Origin of the sequence: Demequina mangrovi, assembly GCF_000759715.1 — a bacterium.
Lineage (GTDB): Bacteria > Actinomycetota > Actinomycetes > Actinomycetales > Demequinaceae > Demequina > Demequina mangrovi.
Genome location: NZ_BBLU01000019.1, coordinates 1 through 16,209, shown reverse-complemented (window position 1 = coordinate 16,209; position 16,209 = coordinate 1). Strand labels below are relative to the sequence as shown.

The 16,209-nt window shown below is 75.3% G+C and carries 6 protein-coding genes and 1 pseudogene; all 7 read left to right on the top strand.

Annotated elements, in window-relative coordinates; genetic code table 11:
- Positions 1 to 119 precede the first annotated feature (119 nt).
- Entirely contained in the window at positions 120 to 2,969 is a 2,850-nt protein-coding gene (gene gcvP, locus TR42_RS13000; protein WP_268871171.1) for an aminomethyl-transferring glycine dehydrogenase, read from the top strand.
- 108 nt (positions 2,970 to 3,077) lie between these two features.
- Positions 3,078 to 4,160, top strand: a complete 1,083-nt coding sequence (locus TR42_RS12995) for a serine/threonine-protein kinase (protein ID WP_042216614.1) — start codon at positions 3,078 to 3,080, stop codon at positions 4,158 to 4,160.
- Complete coding sequence (locus tag TR42_RS12990) at positions 4,157 to 10,084, top strand: Ig-like domain-containing protein (RefSeq protein WP_052406118.1); 5,928 nt, start codon at positions 4,157 to 4,159, stop codon at positions 10,082 to 10,084. The genes TR42_RS12995 and TR42_RS12990 overlap by 4 nt, the downstream gene beginning before the upstream one ends.
- A 49-nt stretch (positions 10,085 to 10,133) precedes the next feature.
- A complete protein-coding gene (locus TR42_RS12985) occupies positions 10,134 to 11,093 on the top strand; it encodes an AAA family ATPase (protein ID WP_042216612.1) in 960 nt (319 codons plus the stop codon).
- Positions 11,090 to 12,457 (top strand): DUF58 domain-containing protein, encoded by a 1,368-nt coding sequence (locus tag TR42_RS12980; protein WP_042216610.1) that lies wholly within the window; start codon positions 11,090 to 11,092, stop codon positions 12,455 to 12,457. Before TR42_RS12985 ends, TR42_RS12980 begins: the two co-directional genes overlap by 4 nt.
- Complete coding sequence (locus tag TR42_RS12975; RefSeq protein ID WP_052406117.1) at positions 12,454 to 14,988, top strand: transglutaminase-like domain-containing protein; 2,535 nt, start codon at positions 12,454 to 12,456, stop codon at positions 14,986 to 14,988. Before TR42_RS12980 ends, TR42_RS12975 begins: the two co-directional genes overlap by 4 nt.
- A 22-nt stretch (positions 14,989 to 15,010) precedes the next feature.
- Positions 15,011 to 16,209 (top strand): annotated as a pseudogene (locus tag TR42_RS12970) (hypothetical protein); the annotation flags it as partial.

Genomic DNA, 16,209 nt, shown 5'->3' with positions numbered 1-16,209 from the left:
GATGCGTGACGGGGCCGGGCCGCGAGGCCCGGCCCCGTTCCGCGTCCGGCCGTGCCGGGTTCGCCACACGCGCGCCGCGCACGGGTCGCGTACGCGACGCGATACGCAACAATGGCCCGGTGACCTCCTTCGCCGACCGACACATCGGACCCGACGCCCCTGCTCTCGACGCCATGCTCGGCGCGGTGGGGCACGCCTCGCTCGACACGCTCGTCGAGGCGGCGGTGCCCGCCTCGATCCGCCGCGACGACGTGCTGGTGCTGCCCGACCCGCGCTCCGAGAGCGAGGTGCTGGCGGACCTCCAGGCCTTCGCGGACCGCAACAGCGTGCAGGTGTCGATGATCGGCCAGGGCTACTACGACACGATCACGCCGATGGTGATCCAGCGCAACGTGCTCGAGAACCCGGCCTGGTACACCGCCTACACGCCGTACCAGGCGGAGATCTCGCAGGGCCGCCTCGAGGCGATGCTCAACTTCCAGACGATGATCGCGGACCTCACCGCGCTGCCGGTCGCGGGCGCGTCGCTGCTCGACGAGGCGACCGCCGTCTCGGAGGCCATGCTGCTCATGCGCCGCGCCGTGCGCGGCAAGGCGGACGGGCTCATCGTGCTCGACGCCGAGTGCCTGCCGCAGACCGTCGAGGTGGTGACGGCGCAGGCGGAGGCGATCGGTCTCCGGCTCGAGGTCGCCGAGCTCGGCGAGGGCTGGGAGGCCCCCGAGGACCTCGTGGGCCTCGTGATCCAGCAGCCCGGGCGCACCGGCATCGTCCGCGAGGTCGCTCCGCTCATCGAGTCCGCCCACGCCGTCGGCGCGCTGGTGACGGTCGCGGCGGACCTGCTCTCGCTGTGCGTGATCAAGGCGCCGGGCGAGCTGGGCGCGGACATCGCGGTCGGCTCCGCGCAGCGCTTCGGTGTGCCGCTGTTCTTCGGCGGCCCGCACGCCGCGTACATCTCGGTCCGCCAGGGCCTCGAGCGCCAGCTTCCCGGGCGCCTCGTCGGCGTGAGCGTCGACGCGGACGGAGACCCGGCCTACCGCCTCGCGCTCCAGACCCGCGAGCAGCACATCCGCCGCGACAAGGCGACGTCCAACATCTGCACCGCCCAGGCGCTGCTCGCCGTCATCGCGAGCTTCTACGCCGTCTACCACGGCCCCGAGGGGCTGCGCGAGATCGCGCTGCGCGTCCACACCATGGCCGCGACCCTCGCCGACGCGCTCCGCGCGCGCGGCGTGGCGATCCGCCACGAGCACTTCTTCGACACCGTCGTCATCGACGTCCCGCGCGGGGCGGACTCCGTGATCGCGCGCATCGCGACGCGCGGCATCAACGTCCACCGCCTCGACGAGGACTCGGTCGCGATCGCGTGCGACGAGAAGACCACGCCCGAGATCCTCACCGCGCTGGTCGAGGCGATCCTCGACCGTCGGGCGAACTGGCCCGTCTACACCGGCCCGTCGGTCACCATCCCGATCGCGCTGCGTCGCTCCTCGGACTACCTCGAGCACCCGATCTTCCACGCGCACCGCTCCGAGACGTCGCTCATGCGGTACATGCGCCGCCTCGCCGACCGCGACCTCGCGCTCGACCGCACGATGATCCCGCTGGGCTCGTGCACCATGAAGCTCAACGCCGCCGTGGAGATGGCGGCCGTGAGCTGGCCGGAGTTCGCGCAGATCCACCCGTTCGCGCCCGCGGACCAGACCGCCGGCTACCGCGAGATGATCGCGCAGCTCGAGGACCAGCTCGCCGAGATCACCGGCTACGCCGCCGTCTCCGTGCAGCCCAACGCGGGCTCGCGCGGCGAGTACGCGGGCCTCCTCGCGATCCGCGGCTACCACCGCTCGCGCGGCGAGGGCGAGCGCGACGTGTGCCTCATCCCCGCCTCGGCCCACGGCACCAACGCCGCCTCGGCGGTGCTCGCCGGCATGCGCGTCGTGGTCGTCGCGACGGCCGAGGACGGCGAGGTGAGCCTCGAGGACCTGCGTGCGAAGCTCGCGGACCACGAGGGCAAGGTGAGCTGCATCATGATCACCTACCCGTCGACCCACGGCGTCTTCGAGGAGCACGTGGGCGAGGTGTGCGCCGCGGTGCACGAGGCCGGCGGCCAGGTGTACATCGACGGCGCCAACCTCAACGCGCTCGTGGGACTCGCGAAGCCCGGCCACTTCGGCGGCGACGTCTCGCACCTCAACCTCCACAAGACGTTCTGCATCCCGCACGGCGGCGGCGGTCCCGGCGTCGGCCCTGTCGCGGTCGCCGAGCACCTGGTGCCCTTCCTCCCGCGCTCGCTCGCGCCGGTGCAGTCCCCGGCCGAGCTGCGTCGCGAGGGCGCCGCGGTCGCGGCCGCCCCCTACGGCTCGGCGGGCATCCTGCCGATCTCGTGGGCGTACATCGCGCTCATGGGGCACGAGGGCCTGCGCCGCGCCACGGAGACCGCGGTGCTCGCGGCCAACTACGTCGCGGCGCGCCTCGAGGAGCACTACCCGGTGCTGTTCCGCGGCCCGGGCGGGTTGGTCGCGCACGAGTGCATCCTCGACATCCGCCCCCTCACCAAGGCCACCGGCATCACCGCCGAGGACATCGCGAAGCGTCTCATCGACTTCGGCATCCACGCCCCGACGATGTCCTTCCCTGTCGCAGGGACGCTCATGGTCGAGCCCACGGAGTCCGAGGACCTGGTCGAGATCGACCGCTTCATCGAGGCGATGGTGACCATCCGCGAGGAGATCGCCGCGGTCGAGCGCGGCGAGATCGCGGCGGAGCGCTCGGCGCTGCGTCACGCTCCTCACACGGTCGCGATGGTGTCGGGCGACGCGTGGGACCAGGACTACACGCGCGAGCAGGCGGCCTTCCCGGTCGCGTCGCTCCGCGTGGACAAGTACTGGGCCCCCGTGCGGCGCATCGACAACGCCCACGGCGACCGCAACCTCGTGTGCGCGTGCCCGCCGCTCGACGAGTACGAGGCCTGACCCGAGCATCGGCCTCGCGTTCGACGGCGTGCGCGGCGTGCGCGGCTACCCTGACGTCATGAGCCCGACGACCCCGCCCCGCTGGCAGAGCGCCGGGTCGGGACGGTCATGACGCGGCAGCCGCTCCAACCGCCGGTGATGCCCGGCTACACCTACGTGCGGCCGCTCGGCCAGGGCGGCTTCGCGGACGTGTTCCTCTACCAGCAGGACATGCCGCGGCGGCAGGTCGCGGTCAAGGTGCTGCACTCGAAGGTGCACGAGTCCGCGGCGCGCGCGCTCGGCGTCGAGGCGGACGTCATGGCGGCCCTCAGCGCGCACCCGTCGATCCTCACCCTCCACGAGGCGTCCGTGTCGGGCGACGGGCGGCCGTACATGGTGGTCGAGTACTGCCCCGGCTCGCTCGCCAACCGGTACCGCGCGGAGCGGATCCCGGTGGCCGACGTGCTCGCGGTCGGGATCCAGATCGCGTCGGCGGTCGAGGCGGCGCATCGCATCGGCATGCTGCACCGCGACATCAAGCCGTCGAACATCCTCGTGACGCAGTTCGGTCATCCCGTGCTCGCCGACTTCGGCGTCGCGACCGCGGTGATGGCCGGCGACGCGGACGATGTCGCGATGAGCCCGCCGTGGAGCGCCCCCGAGGTGGTCGACCGGATGAGCTCGGGCACCGTCGCCTCCGACGTGTGGTCCCTCGCGGCGACCGTCTACACGCTGCTCGCGCAGCACAGCCCGTTCGACGAGGCGGATCGGCGGCTGCCCCAGGACGCCCTCAAGGCCCGCATCGTCAAGGCGCGCTACCGCGCCGTGGGGCGCGACGACGTGCCGGCCTCGCTCGACGCCGCGCTCGCTGGCGGCATGAGGAAGGATCCCGGCGACCGCTACCCCAGCGCCCTCGCGTTCGGGCAGGCGCTGCAGGCCGTGCAGCGCGAGCTCTCGCTCCCGGTGACCCCGCTCGAGGTCCCCACGGAGGCCTGGGCGCACTCGTCGAGGGTCACCGTCGACGATGAGGCGCCGCGGGGCCCGCGCCGCTCGCATGTGCCGGTCGCGCAGCGGCGCCGCCCGGCGGCGACCGGGACGCTCACGCGGCAGCCGCATGCCACGCCGCGGACGTTCGTCGCCTGGGTGGTCGGCGCCGCCGCGGCCGCCGCCGTCACCACCGTGCTCGTCATGACCCTGGCGGGCGGCGGGTGACCGACGTCGGCCGCGCGACCGCTGCGCGGCGCCGCCGCACGACCCGCATCGTCACGGGCGTCGCGCTCGTCGCGGCCGTGGTGGGCGTCGCGGTCGCCCCCGGCTTCGACGAGCGCGAGGCCGACTCCGTCGATCCGACCGTCTGGGCGCTTCAGACGTCGACCGGCGAGCGGTACGCGCGCGTCAACACCGAGCTCGCGGAGCTCGACACCGTCAAGGAGGTCGACTCGCCCAGCGAGATCGTCCAGCACGGCGACCGGCTCCTGATGCTGTCCTCGGGCTACACCAACGTCGCGACGATCGACGTGGGCCGGCCGCGCGACCTCGACGCCGGGGCGGAGGGGGTCACCGAGACCCCCGCCGGCACCACCGCGGTCGCGGCCGAGGGCGACGTCATCGCGTACCTCGCGGCGGACGGCGACGTGCTGGTGGGACGCATCTCCGACGGGACGGCGCTCGAGCCGCGCGAGGTGGTGCTCGACTCGGGCGAGGGCCTGCGCGCGGTCGCGGTCGCGGTGACGGCGGACGGCGACGTCGCGGCGTGGTCGCCCGCGCATGGCGGGGTGGTCCGCGCCGGCGCGGACGGCGGGCTCGACGGCGTCGACAGCGTCGCGGGAGCCCCCGAGGACGGCACCTACCAGGTGTCCTTCGCCGCGGACGACTGGGTGCTGCTCGACGTCGACACCGGCGAGCTGTGGCGCGAGGGCCAGGACGGCGCGATCGCGACGGGGACCGACGCCGATGCGCGGCTCCAGCGGTCGACGGCGACCCCCGACGTGCGCATCGCGGACGGCCGCGGGCTGGTGCTCGTGCCCGCCGACGGCGCTGCGGCGCAGCGGGTCTTCGGCTCCTCCGCGGCGGCGGGCGTGCCGGCGGCGCCCACCGAGCTCGACGGCGTGGTCTACGCGGCGTGGCTGCCCGCGGGCTCCGCGGGCGGCACGCTGTGGAGCTCCGCCGGGCCCACGGTCGCGCTCGACTACGGCGACGCGGTGCTCGGCGAGCGCCGCGAGCCCTCGCTGCGCTCCAACGGGTCGCGCATGGTGCTCAACGAGTCCCGCAGCGGATGGGTGTGGGACGTGCCGTCCGGGACGCTCGTCGCCTCGTCGCAGGAATGGGATCCCGACGAGCAGACCACGACCACGCAGGAGGATCAGGTCCAGGCGTCCGAGGTGCGCGACCCGCGCCCTCCGGTGGCGGAGGACGACGCGCTCGGCGTGCGTGCGGGCCGCCAGGTGCGGCTGCCGGTGCTGCTCAACGACCACGACCCGAACGGCGACCTGCTCACCATCGACCCGGCCTCCCTCGACCAGCCCGACTCGCGCTTCGGCACGGTCGCGGTCGGCGACGACGGCCAGTCGCTCGTGGTGACGGTCGCCGCGGACGCCTCCGGGAGCGCGACGCTGTCCTATGCGGTGTCGGACGGCACGGGAGCGGCGGGCATCTCCGAGCCCGCCGAGGTGACGCTCACCGTCTCGGGCGGCGACGCGGCGCCGGAGTGGTGCGGCACCGAGGGCTGCCTCGCGCCGTGGCCCGCGCCGCGCGTCGAGGCCGGCGGCACGGTGGCGGTCGACGTGCTCGAGGGCTGGGTCGATCCGGACGGGGACCCGGTCTACGTCGCGTCCGCGACGTCCGAGGACCCCGAGGTCGCGGTCGCGGCGGCCCCTGACGGCACCGTGGTGGTGCGCCACGGGGGCGAGTCCACGCTCGTGGAGGTCGACGTCACCGTCGCCGACGCGCGCGGCTGGACCGCGACGCGCACGCTCAACGTGTCGGTGGTGGGCTCGGCGCGCCTCACCGTCGAGCCGCTCGCCGTGACGGCGCTCCAGGGCGTGCGCACCGCCATCGAGCTGGCCGACCGGGTCACGGGCGGGTCCGGATCGCCCGTGGTGACGGAGGCCGGGGTCGACCCGGCGGACTCCGCGACCGTCGAGATCACCCCCGACGCGACGGGCGTGCTGTTCGAGGCGGACGAGCCCGGGACGTACACGGTCGAGGTGACGGTGGTCGACGGCGCGCTTCAGACCCGCGGCAGCGCGCGCGTCACCGTGGTGGCGCCCGAGGACGAGGCGCTCGCGACGGTGCCGCTGACCGCCTTCGTCCGCCCGCACGAGGACGTTACGGTCGACGTGCTCGACGCGGTCACCAACCCCGGCGGACGCGTGCTGCTCCTGTCCGACGCCTCGGTGGACGCCGCGACCGGCGCGCGCATCGACGCCTCGATCGTGGGCCACGGCGCGCTGCGCCTCTCGGGTGCCACGGGCGACGACCAGGCCGGCGTGCTCGGCGTGGTCACGTACACGGTGTCCGACGGGTCGGGGCGCGCCGCCATGACGGTCCGCGGCGAGATCACCGTGATGCTGCTCGACGCGTCGGTGCCCGCGCCCCCGCTCGCGACGGACGATGCGATCACCGTCCGGGCGGGCGGGCAGGTCGACGTCCGCGTGCTCGCGAACGACGTCGCGGCGGCGGGCGCCGTGATCGCGCTCGACCCCGGCTCCGTCGCGGCTCCCGACGGGGACGGCCTCGCCTTCGCCGCGGGCCCGCTGGTGCGCATCCTCGCGCCCGACACCCCTGGCACCTACCGCATCCCCTACGTCTCCTACGTCCTCGGCTACCCGTCCCAGCGCGACACCGCGAGCATCGTGGTGACCGTGACCGACGGCACCGAGAACGCCGCGCCCACGCCCCCTGACCTCGCGGGACGCGCGTCCTCCGGCGAGGAGGTCCGGCTGCCCTTCGACGGCACCGGCGTGGACCCCGACGGCGACGACGTCCGGCTCGACGCCGTGATCACCCAGCCCGCGAACGGCGCGGCGCGCGTGAGCGTCGACGGCGCCGCGCTGGTCTACACGTCGATCGCAGGCTTCGCGGGGCAGGACGCCTTCGAGTTCCGCGTCATCGACGCGCGCGGCCGCACCGCGACCGTGACGGCGCGCGTCGGGGTGGTCGCGGTGGAGGCGGATCCCGCACCCGTCACCTACGCGGATCTGGTGCAGGTGCAGGCGGGCACCGGGCGACAGGTGGTGGTCCAGCCGCTCGCCAACGATCTCGACCTCACGGGAGGCGAGCTCGAGATCGTCGACGTGCGGCCGGACGCCGCGGAGGGCACCGACGAGCGTGAGGCGCTCGCGGCCCTGCTGCCCACGGCCGCCGCGCTGGAGCGGTCGCTCGCCGAGGGCACCGTGACCTTCGAGGTGCCCGAGGACATCGGCACGTACTCGTTCCTCTACACCGCGCGCAACGCGACCGGATCGCTCGGCCAGGGGCGCATCGTGCTCAAGGCCGTGCGCGAGAAGGTGGTGGACGTGCCGGTGATCGCCGACACGGTGCTGTCCCTCGAGGACCGCGACGCGTTCCCGCAGGGCGTCGACGTGCTCGACGGCACCGTCGCCTGGGCGAGCGGCGACGCCCCGACGCTCGCGCTGTCGCTGTGGGGCGCGCCGGCGGACCTCACGGTCGACGGCTCGAGCATCGCCGGGCCGCTGCCGGACGAGACGCGCGTGATCGCGTTCCAGGTCGAGGGCACCGACTTCGCGGGCGACCCGACCGTCGGCTACGGCTTCCTGCGCGTCCTCGGCGGCCGCGACCTGCGGCTCGCCCTGCGCGAGGACGCGCGCATCCAGGCCGACGAGGACAGCCAGGCCACGGTCGACGTGGTCCCGCTCCTCGCCGCCCCCGACGGCACCGCGATCGAGGTCGACGGCGCCCAGGTGACCGCGGGCGGCGCGCGCGAGGCGGGCCGCTGCGTCAGCGCGGGCGGCACCACGGTCCGCTACGAGGCCGGGCGCGGTGCGCCCTACACCGACACGTGCCTCATCGCCGCGCGTCTGGTGGGCCAGGAGGCGTGGACCGTGCTGCCCGTCCCGGTCACCGTCGTGCCGACCGATCCGGTGCCGGGACTGGTGAGCGCCTCGCTCGAGCTCTCGCCGGGCGAGAGCGCGGACTTCGATCTCGGCGCGATGGTGACCTGGCCCGCGGGCGCCGAGGCCGCCGAGGTGGACGTGGTCGCGAGCTACTCGGGCCAGCTGTTCACCGTGCGCCGCGAAGGCGCCACGCTGCGCATCGCCGCGGCCGACACCTCCTCGCCCGGACGCACCGAGTCCGTCACCGTGTCGCTGCCCGGTCATCCCGAGGTGCAGGCGCGCGCGCTGTCCCTCGTGGTCGGTCCCGCGCCCTCCAAGCTGCCCAAGGGCGGCGCGGTGGTGCAGCGCTGCTCCCAGAGCGACGGCGACGGCTGCACCTTCCGGGTGATCGAGGCTGCCGGAGAGGTGAACCCGCTGCCGGGGACGCCCCTCGAGGTGGTCGACGTCACCGGGGCGCAGGACTGCCCCGACGTCACGTTCGCGGTCGCGGGGCCCGACGAGATCCGGGCCAGCTGGACCGCGGACGCCGCGGGAGGCGTGTGCGACGCGGTGTTCCGGGTGCGCGACGCCCAGGGCCGCGTGAGCGGAGGCGACCGCCGCGGCTCGATCTCGCTCGACCTCCAGGGCTATCCGCGCGCCGCGTCGAGCGTGGTCCAGACCGACTTCGGCGACGGCACCGCGACGCTGAGCGTCACCCCGGGCGCCGCGGCGGGCGCGTATCCGGCGCTGCTGGGCTTCGACGTCGTCGCCGGGAGCACCACGGTCGCGACGTGCACGCCGCAGGGCGTGTGCACGCCGATGACCGGTCTCGCCAACGGCGCGAAGGCGACCTACACCGCGTACGCCGTCAACGCGGTGGGCCGCGCGCGCTCGGGACCGAGCGTCCAGGCCTGGGCCTACGCCGCGCCCGAGCAGCCGACGCTCGTGTCCTGGCAGCCGGCGGTCACCTCCGGCGACGGCGGCCGCATCGACCTGGTGCTCGACATCGCCGACGCCTCGACCAGCGCGGTCCGGATCGCTGTCGGCGGCACCGAGCAGACCGTGGCGGTGGGGTCGGGACGTCAGCGGCTCGACGGCATCGCGATCGGCTCGAACACCCCGGTCACGGTGACCGTCTCGCCGCTCACGGGCCTCGATCTGCCTCCCGCCGGTGCGGCCGAGGCGGTCGGCACCGCGCTGACCTTCACCGCGAACGGCATCGGCCGCCCGGTCATCACCGCCGCCACCCACGAGTACACGCCCGGGGACGACGAGGCGTCCGTCACCGCGACGGTGACCGCGGGCGGCGCGGGCGCGGAGACCTGGGTGGGTCACGTCGCCAAGGGACGATGCGCGGACACGGTGCTCGCGTCCGGCGGCACCGTGACGCTGACGGTCCCCATCGACGGCAACGCCACCAACACCGTGACGGTGTGCGCCGAGAGCCGCGTCGACGAGCGGATGTTCGGCGAGGCCGAGACCGTGGACGTGGTCTTCGCGGCCTTCCAGGACCCGGGCGCACCCGTGCTCCAGCGCGGCTACCGCGTGGCCTCGACCTGCGAGGGCGGCGGCACCAGCTGCACCACCGCGCTCATCGGACAGCCGCAGTGGCAGCCGCATGCGGGCCTCGAGCTCTGGTACCGGGGCTCGGACGGCTCGACGTCGCAGTCCTTCGCCGACGTCATGGTCGCCGGCCGTGACGTCACGGTCGACGCCTACTACTGCGTGAACTTCGGCGGCGGGGTCCGGACCTGCTCCGACGCGACGACGCCGGTGACGGCCGAGTCCGGCGCGTCCTACCGTCCCACCGTGACCTTCGCCGCGTGCACCGTCGGCACGGTGCCGACCGCGACCTTCGGCGGCACGGCGGCCGACTTCGCCGCGACCGTGACGATGCTCGACGCGGACGGCGTCGTGACCGACGACGCGAGCCTCATGCGGACCGCGACCGTCACGGTCGCGTTCCAGGGCGCGCTGACGGGCATCGTCGACTGGACCGGCGCCGCCGTCACCTGCGGCGGCGTCCCGCCGGAGCCGACCCCCGATCCCACGCCCACCCCCGACCCGACGGTGTCGCCGTGACGGCGCCCGCGCATCGGCCCCACCCGGGCCGCGACGAAAGGAGGCCGCTGTGGCCCTGACCTCCGAGCACACGCAGTGGTTCGAGACCACCTTCGGCAAGCTCGTCGACAACGTCGAGCGCGCCGTGGTCGGCAAGCGGCACGTGATCGAGCTCGCGTTCACCGCGATGATCGCGGAGGGGCACCTGCTGCTCGAGGACGTCCCCGGCACCGGCAAGACGTCGCTCGCCCGCGCGATCGCGCAGACCGTCAAGGGCACGAGCACGCGCATCCAGTTCACGCCCGACCTGCTGCCCGGCGACGTCACGGGCGTCACCGTCTACGACCAGGGACGCTTCGAGTTCCATCACGGGCCGGTGTTCGCCAACGTGGTGCTGGCCGACGAGGTCAACCGCGCCTCGCCCAAGACGCAGTCCGCGCTCCTCGAGGTGATGGAGGAGCGGCAGGTGACGGTCGACGGCGTCACGCGCGAGGTCGGGGCGCCGTTCATGGTGGTCGCGACGCAGAACCCCATCGAGCAGGCCGGCACGTACTCGCTGCCCGAGGCGCAGCTCGACCGCTTCCTCATGCGCACGTCGCTCGGCTACCCGGACCACGCGGCGACGCTGCGCATCCTCGACCCGGCGCGGCATGCGCGGGTGGTGGTGCCCGCGATCGCCGAGCTCGACACCATCACGACCATGTCGGGGCTCACGCACGACGTGCAGCAGCACGCCCTCATCTCCGACTACATCGCCCGCCTCGTCGGCGCGACCCGCAGCGCGACGCAGGTGCGGCTCGGCGCGTCGATGCGCGGCGCGCTCGCGCTCGCCGCCTCGTGCCGCGCGTGGGCGCTCGCCCACGGCCGCCACTACGTGGTCCCGGACGACGTGAAGGCGCTGGCCGAGGTGGTCCTCGCGCACCGGCTCATCCTCGACCCCGAGGCGGAGTTCGACGGCGTGACCCAGGGCGCCGTCATCGGCCAGATCCTCCTGGACACCCCGCCCCCCAGCCAGCGGGACCTCGTGTGAGCGAGCGCCCCGACCTCACCGCGACCCGGACGCGCACCGCCGCGACCGGGACGTACTCGACGCGCACGGAGGTCGCCGACGTGCCGCGCGGGAGGGTCGTCGGGGCGCGCCTGAGGTTCGACCGCGCGGCGCGCACGGTCGGCGACGTCGGGTCCTCGGCGTGGCGGTCGGTGCGCGGCGTGGTCACGCCCGCCGGCTGGGCCGTCGCGGGCTGGACCGTCCTGGGGCTCGCCGCGGGCCTCGGCTGGGGCTGGGAGGAGGCGCTGGTCGCAGGCGTCGCCGGCCTCCTGCTGCTGGCCGCCGCGGTGCCGTTCCTGCTCGGCGACGTGAGCTACCGGGTGACCTTCGAGCTCGACCGCGACGCCGTGGTCGCGGGCGAGCCCACCGCGGGCTCGGTCGTCGTGGTCAACGAGGGGCGCCGGGCGGCGCTGCCGGGGACGGTCGAGCTGCCGGTGGGCGAGGCGCTCGTCGAGCTCCACGTGCCCCTGCTCCGCGGCGGCGCCACGTGGGCGGACCGGGTGGTCATCCCGGCCCGCCGTCGCGGCATCGTCGACGTGGGGCCCGCGGCCTCGACCCGCACCGACCCGCTGCACCTCCTGCGCCGCCACCGCGCATGGGACGAGGTCCAGACGCTGTACGTGCACCCCCGCACGGTCGAGGTGCCGAGCACGTCGCTGGGATGGGTGCGCGACCTCGAGGGCCAGGCCGTCCGGATCCTCACCAGCGAGGACATCTCGTTCCATGCCGTCCGCGAGTACCAGCGCGGGGACGCGCAGCGGCACATCCACTGGAAGTCGACCGCGAAGACCGGCACGCTCATGGTCCGCCAGTTCGAGGAGACGCGGCGCTCGCTGCTCACGCTCGTGCTCGACGCGGACGCCGCCTCGTACCGCGACGAGGAGGAGTTCGAGATGGCCGTGAGCGCGCTCGCGTCCCTGGGCACGCGCGCCATCCGCGACGGCCGGGAGGTGCGGGTGGTCGCGAGCGGCGAGGTGCCGGAGTTCGCGCGCGCCTCGGTCCGTGCGCTGCGGGCGCTGCGCGTCGGGGCGCCGCGCGCCCTGCTCGACGACCTCTCCGGGATCGAGGCGAGCGAGGACGCCATGGCGCTCGCGACCGTCACCCGGATGGTCGCGGAGAACGATCAAGGCACGTCCCTCGCCGTCCTCATCACCGGCTCGGCGCTCGGCCACGACCGCCTGCGCACCGCGGCCCTCCGGCTCCCGGCGGACGTGTCCGTGGGCGCGGTGGTGTGCGCGCCCGCGCAGGAGCCCCGCATGCACGCGCTCGGCGGCATCCAGCTGGTGAGCCTCGGCGTGCTCGACGACCTCCGGCATCTGCTCGCGCGAGGGGCGGCCCGCGCATGACCAGGGGCGAGCGCGTCCGCCGGCCCGCGGTGCCGGCCACGGTGGTGCTCGGCGCGTGCGCGTACGCCGCCGCGATCGCCGCGACCATCATCTTCACGCTGCGCCCCGTGTTCGTCGGGGAGGGCACCATCGGCGCGCGCTACGGGCTCGTGATGCTCGTCGGGCTCGGGGTGGGCATGATCGCGAGCCTCGTGCCGGTCCTCGCGCGCCGCGGACCCGTGGCGGCGCTGGTCCTCCTCGGCGGCGGCTATCTGGCGGCCGCGCTGCTCGTCGCGATCCCCGGCGCGCTGCGCGGGCCCGAGCAGCTCGCCAGGGCCCTGGTCGAGGCGCTGCGGGCGCCCGTGACCGGCTGGAAGGACATCGTCACGCTGCCGACGCCGCTCGGCGAGTACGAGGCGACGCTCGCGGTGCCGCTCGTGCTGGTCGCCGCGACCGTCGCCGGCATCGTGTGGGCCGGGACGCGCGAGCGCTGGTGGGGCATCGCCGCGGCGATCGGCGGCGCCGGCTTCGCGACCGCGGTGGCGGTCGGCCCCGCGGCCCGCACCGGTCTCGACGCGCTGCCCGGGCTCGCCTCCGGGCTGAGCCGCGAGATCCTCCTGGGCCTCGCCGCGTGGGGCGCGAGCCTCGGCTGGATCCTGTGGCGCATGGCGCAGCAGCGCCGCGCGGCGCTGCGCGGGGCGGGAGGCGGCGTGCGCGGAGTCCGGGCTCCCGGCCGTGCGCTCGGGCGCTTCGGTCTCGGCGCCACGGTGCTCGCCGTCGCGCTCCTCGCGGCCGTGAGCGTCGCGGTGCCGGTCGCGCAGTCCCAGCCGCGCGACGTCGCGCGGACCTCCGTGACCCCGCGGCTGGTGGTCGACAGCTCGGTCTCGCCGCTGAGCACTTACCGGTCCTTCTTCGCCGGCGAGCTCCACGACGCGCCGCTCTTCACCGTGTCGGAGGTGTCGGGGCCGGTCTCGCGCATCCGCATCGCGACCCTGCCGTTCTTCGACGGCAGCGCGTTCACCGCGGTCGCCTCGCAGGGCTACACGCCGTTGCGCTTCCAGCGGGTCCCGTCGGACCTCTCGCTCGGCGGCGCCGAGCGTGTGAGCCTCACGGTGACCGTCGAGGGCCTCGAGGGGCCGTGGGCGCCCCTGCCCGGCGCGCTCGGCGGCGCGACCTTCGGCGGACCGCGCGCCGGATCCCTCGCCGACGCCTTCTACTACGCGCCCGAGGCCGCGTCCGCGGTGATCGCGCTCGACGGCGGCGTCGCGGCGGGCGACACCCTCACGGTCGCGGCCGCCGCCGCCCAGGAGACGCCGCTCGCGGAGGCGGGCCCTTCCCCCGGCGGCGCGGCCGTCGCGCCCGACCTCATCCCCGACTCGCTCAGCGAGTGGGTCGAGTCGCAGGAGGTCACCCGCGACGGCGCCGGGCTCGCGGAGCTGGTCGAGCGTCTGCGCTCGCGGGGCTACCTCAGCCACGCGCTCACGGCCGAGGGCACCCCGCAATGGATCGCCGCGCTCGGCGAGTACACGTTCGAGCCGTCCGCGGCGGGCCATTCGTACGACAGGATCGACCGCCTGTTCACCGCGCTGCTCGAGCGCGAGGGCGAGGCGGGCGAGAACGCGTCCGACGTCGCGCTGGTCGCCGCCGTCGGCGACGACGAGCAGTTCGCCGTGGCGGTCGCGCTCATGGCGGCGGATCTCGGCTTCCCCTCGCGCGTGGTGGTCGGCGTGCGGCTCGCCGACACCGATGCGCTCGGCTGGGTCCCCGACGCATGCGCCGACGTGTGCCGCGGACACCACCTCAGCGCGTGGACCGAGGTGCGGGCGGGCTCGGGCGAGTGGATCGCGGTCGACGTGACGCCGCAGCACTCCAGCCCGGTGAGCCCCTCGGTCGCGACGGAGGCGGACCCCGAGATCCCGACCGCCACCGACCCCGACCGTGCGGAGCCTGTCGACGCGGTCGCGGCGCTCAAGGGGCGCAGCGGCGGCGGCGAGGTCGCTCCCGCGCTCGAGGCGCACGAGTCCTGGTTCACCGGGCGGATCCGCACCGCCGTCGTGACCGCGATCATCGTCCTGCTGCTGCTCGGGCCGCTGCTCGGCGTGCTCGTCGCGAAGGCGGTGCGCCGCAGGCGCCGGAGGCGCGCGGCGCCCACCGCTGCCGCCGAGGGCGGCTGGGACGAGTACGTCGATCTCGGCGTCGACGCGGGCCTCGCGCCCATGCCGCTCGCGACCCGCCGCGAGATCGCGGAGGCGTACGGCACCACCCACGGCGCGACGCTGGCGGCGGTCGCGGACCGCGCGACCTTCACGGTCGAGGGCGTGGAGCAGGACGATGCGCGGCAGGTCTGGGAGCTTCTGGCGCTCGACCGCGCGGAGCTACGGGCGCGCCAAGGGGTGTGGCGTAGGCTCGCCACGCGTCTGTCGACCCGGTCGCTGCTGGGGCGCGGCTCCACGGTCAGGGACGATGCGGCGCACGAGCGAGAGCAGGCTGACGAGCGCTGGCGGACGGTTCCGTCACGCGCAGGCTCCTCATCGACGAGGAGACGCCGATGACACGGCAGGAAGGGGCGCGACGATGACCGCAGGAGCCATGACGGAGGTGTCCGGCGAGGTGGTGGGCGGCCTCACGCCGGCCGCGCTCGCGGTCGTGCTGATCGGCGCCTTCGTGGTCGGGCTCGTGTGGATGGGTCTCGCGCTCGGTGCGGTGTACGGCAAGGTCGGCGCCCGGGCGGTGCTCGCGTGGATCCCGGTGGTCCGTTACGCCGTGCTCGCGCACGTGACGCAGTCGTCGGTGCCCGGCACCGTGATCGCGCGCGTGGTCGCCGGGCTCGGTCTCGCCACCTGGCTCGTGGCCGCGGAGGTCGCGTCGGAGCCGACCGTCGCGCTCGTGGGCCTGGGCGTCGGCGCCGCCGCGGGCATCGTCGCGTGGGCGATGTGGATCATGCAGACGCACCGCTTCGGGCTCGACCACTCGCTCCCGGGCTCGCTGCCCGTGGTCGCGGCCGTCGCGCCCGGGCTGTGGGCCGCGATCGTCGGCTGGGGGTCGCTCCTCCGGCCCGCCGCGGGCCCTGCCCGCCCCGCCCCCGGCGAGGCCGCGCAGACCGCTGAGCCCGTCGAGGATGCCGAGCCCGTGGCGGTCGCTCCGCAGGCGGCGGTCGGGGCGTTCCTCGGCGATCGGACCGAGCCGGACCCGGAGCCCGCGACGCCGCAGGCGATCTTCGGTGCCTCCCCCGCATCCGTGCTGTGGGCACGGGTCCCCGAGCCCCCCGCGAACGTCGACGACATGTACCCGGTCGAGCCCTTCACCGGCACCGACGGCTACGCGCGCGTCGCCGTGCCGGCCGTGTCCGGCGCCGGTCAGGCCGAGCCGGAGCCCGAGTCCGCGCCCGAGCCGGAGCCTGCGTCGGACGAGGCTCCTGAGGCCGCCGAGGCGGAGACCCCTGAGGTCACCCAGGCGCCGGGCGAGGCGGAGGCCGCGGCCGCGCCCGAGCCCGAGGACGTCGACGAGCCGGCTCGCCCGGCGCGCGTGTCGCCCTTCGCGTCGCTCGCCCCCGAGGTGCTCCAACGCTCGGCCGAGGAGCGCGCGTGGCAGGCGTCGGTCGCGGATGCGGAGGCGGTCGAGCCTGAGACGGCCGAGCCGGAGCCGGAACCGGCGCCGCTGGCGGAGCCCGAGCCCGAGCCCGCGGCGGCCGAGCCGCAGGCGGAGCCGTCGCCCGTCGCCACCCCCGAGCTTGAGCCCGCCGCCGACGCGGCCCCCGCGGCCGAGGCCGACGC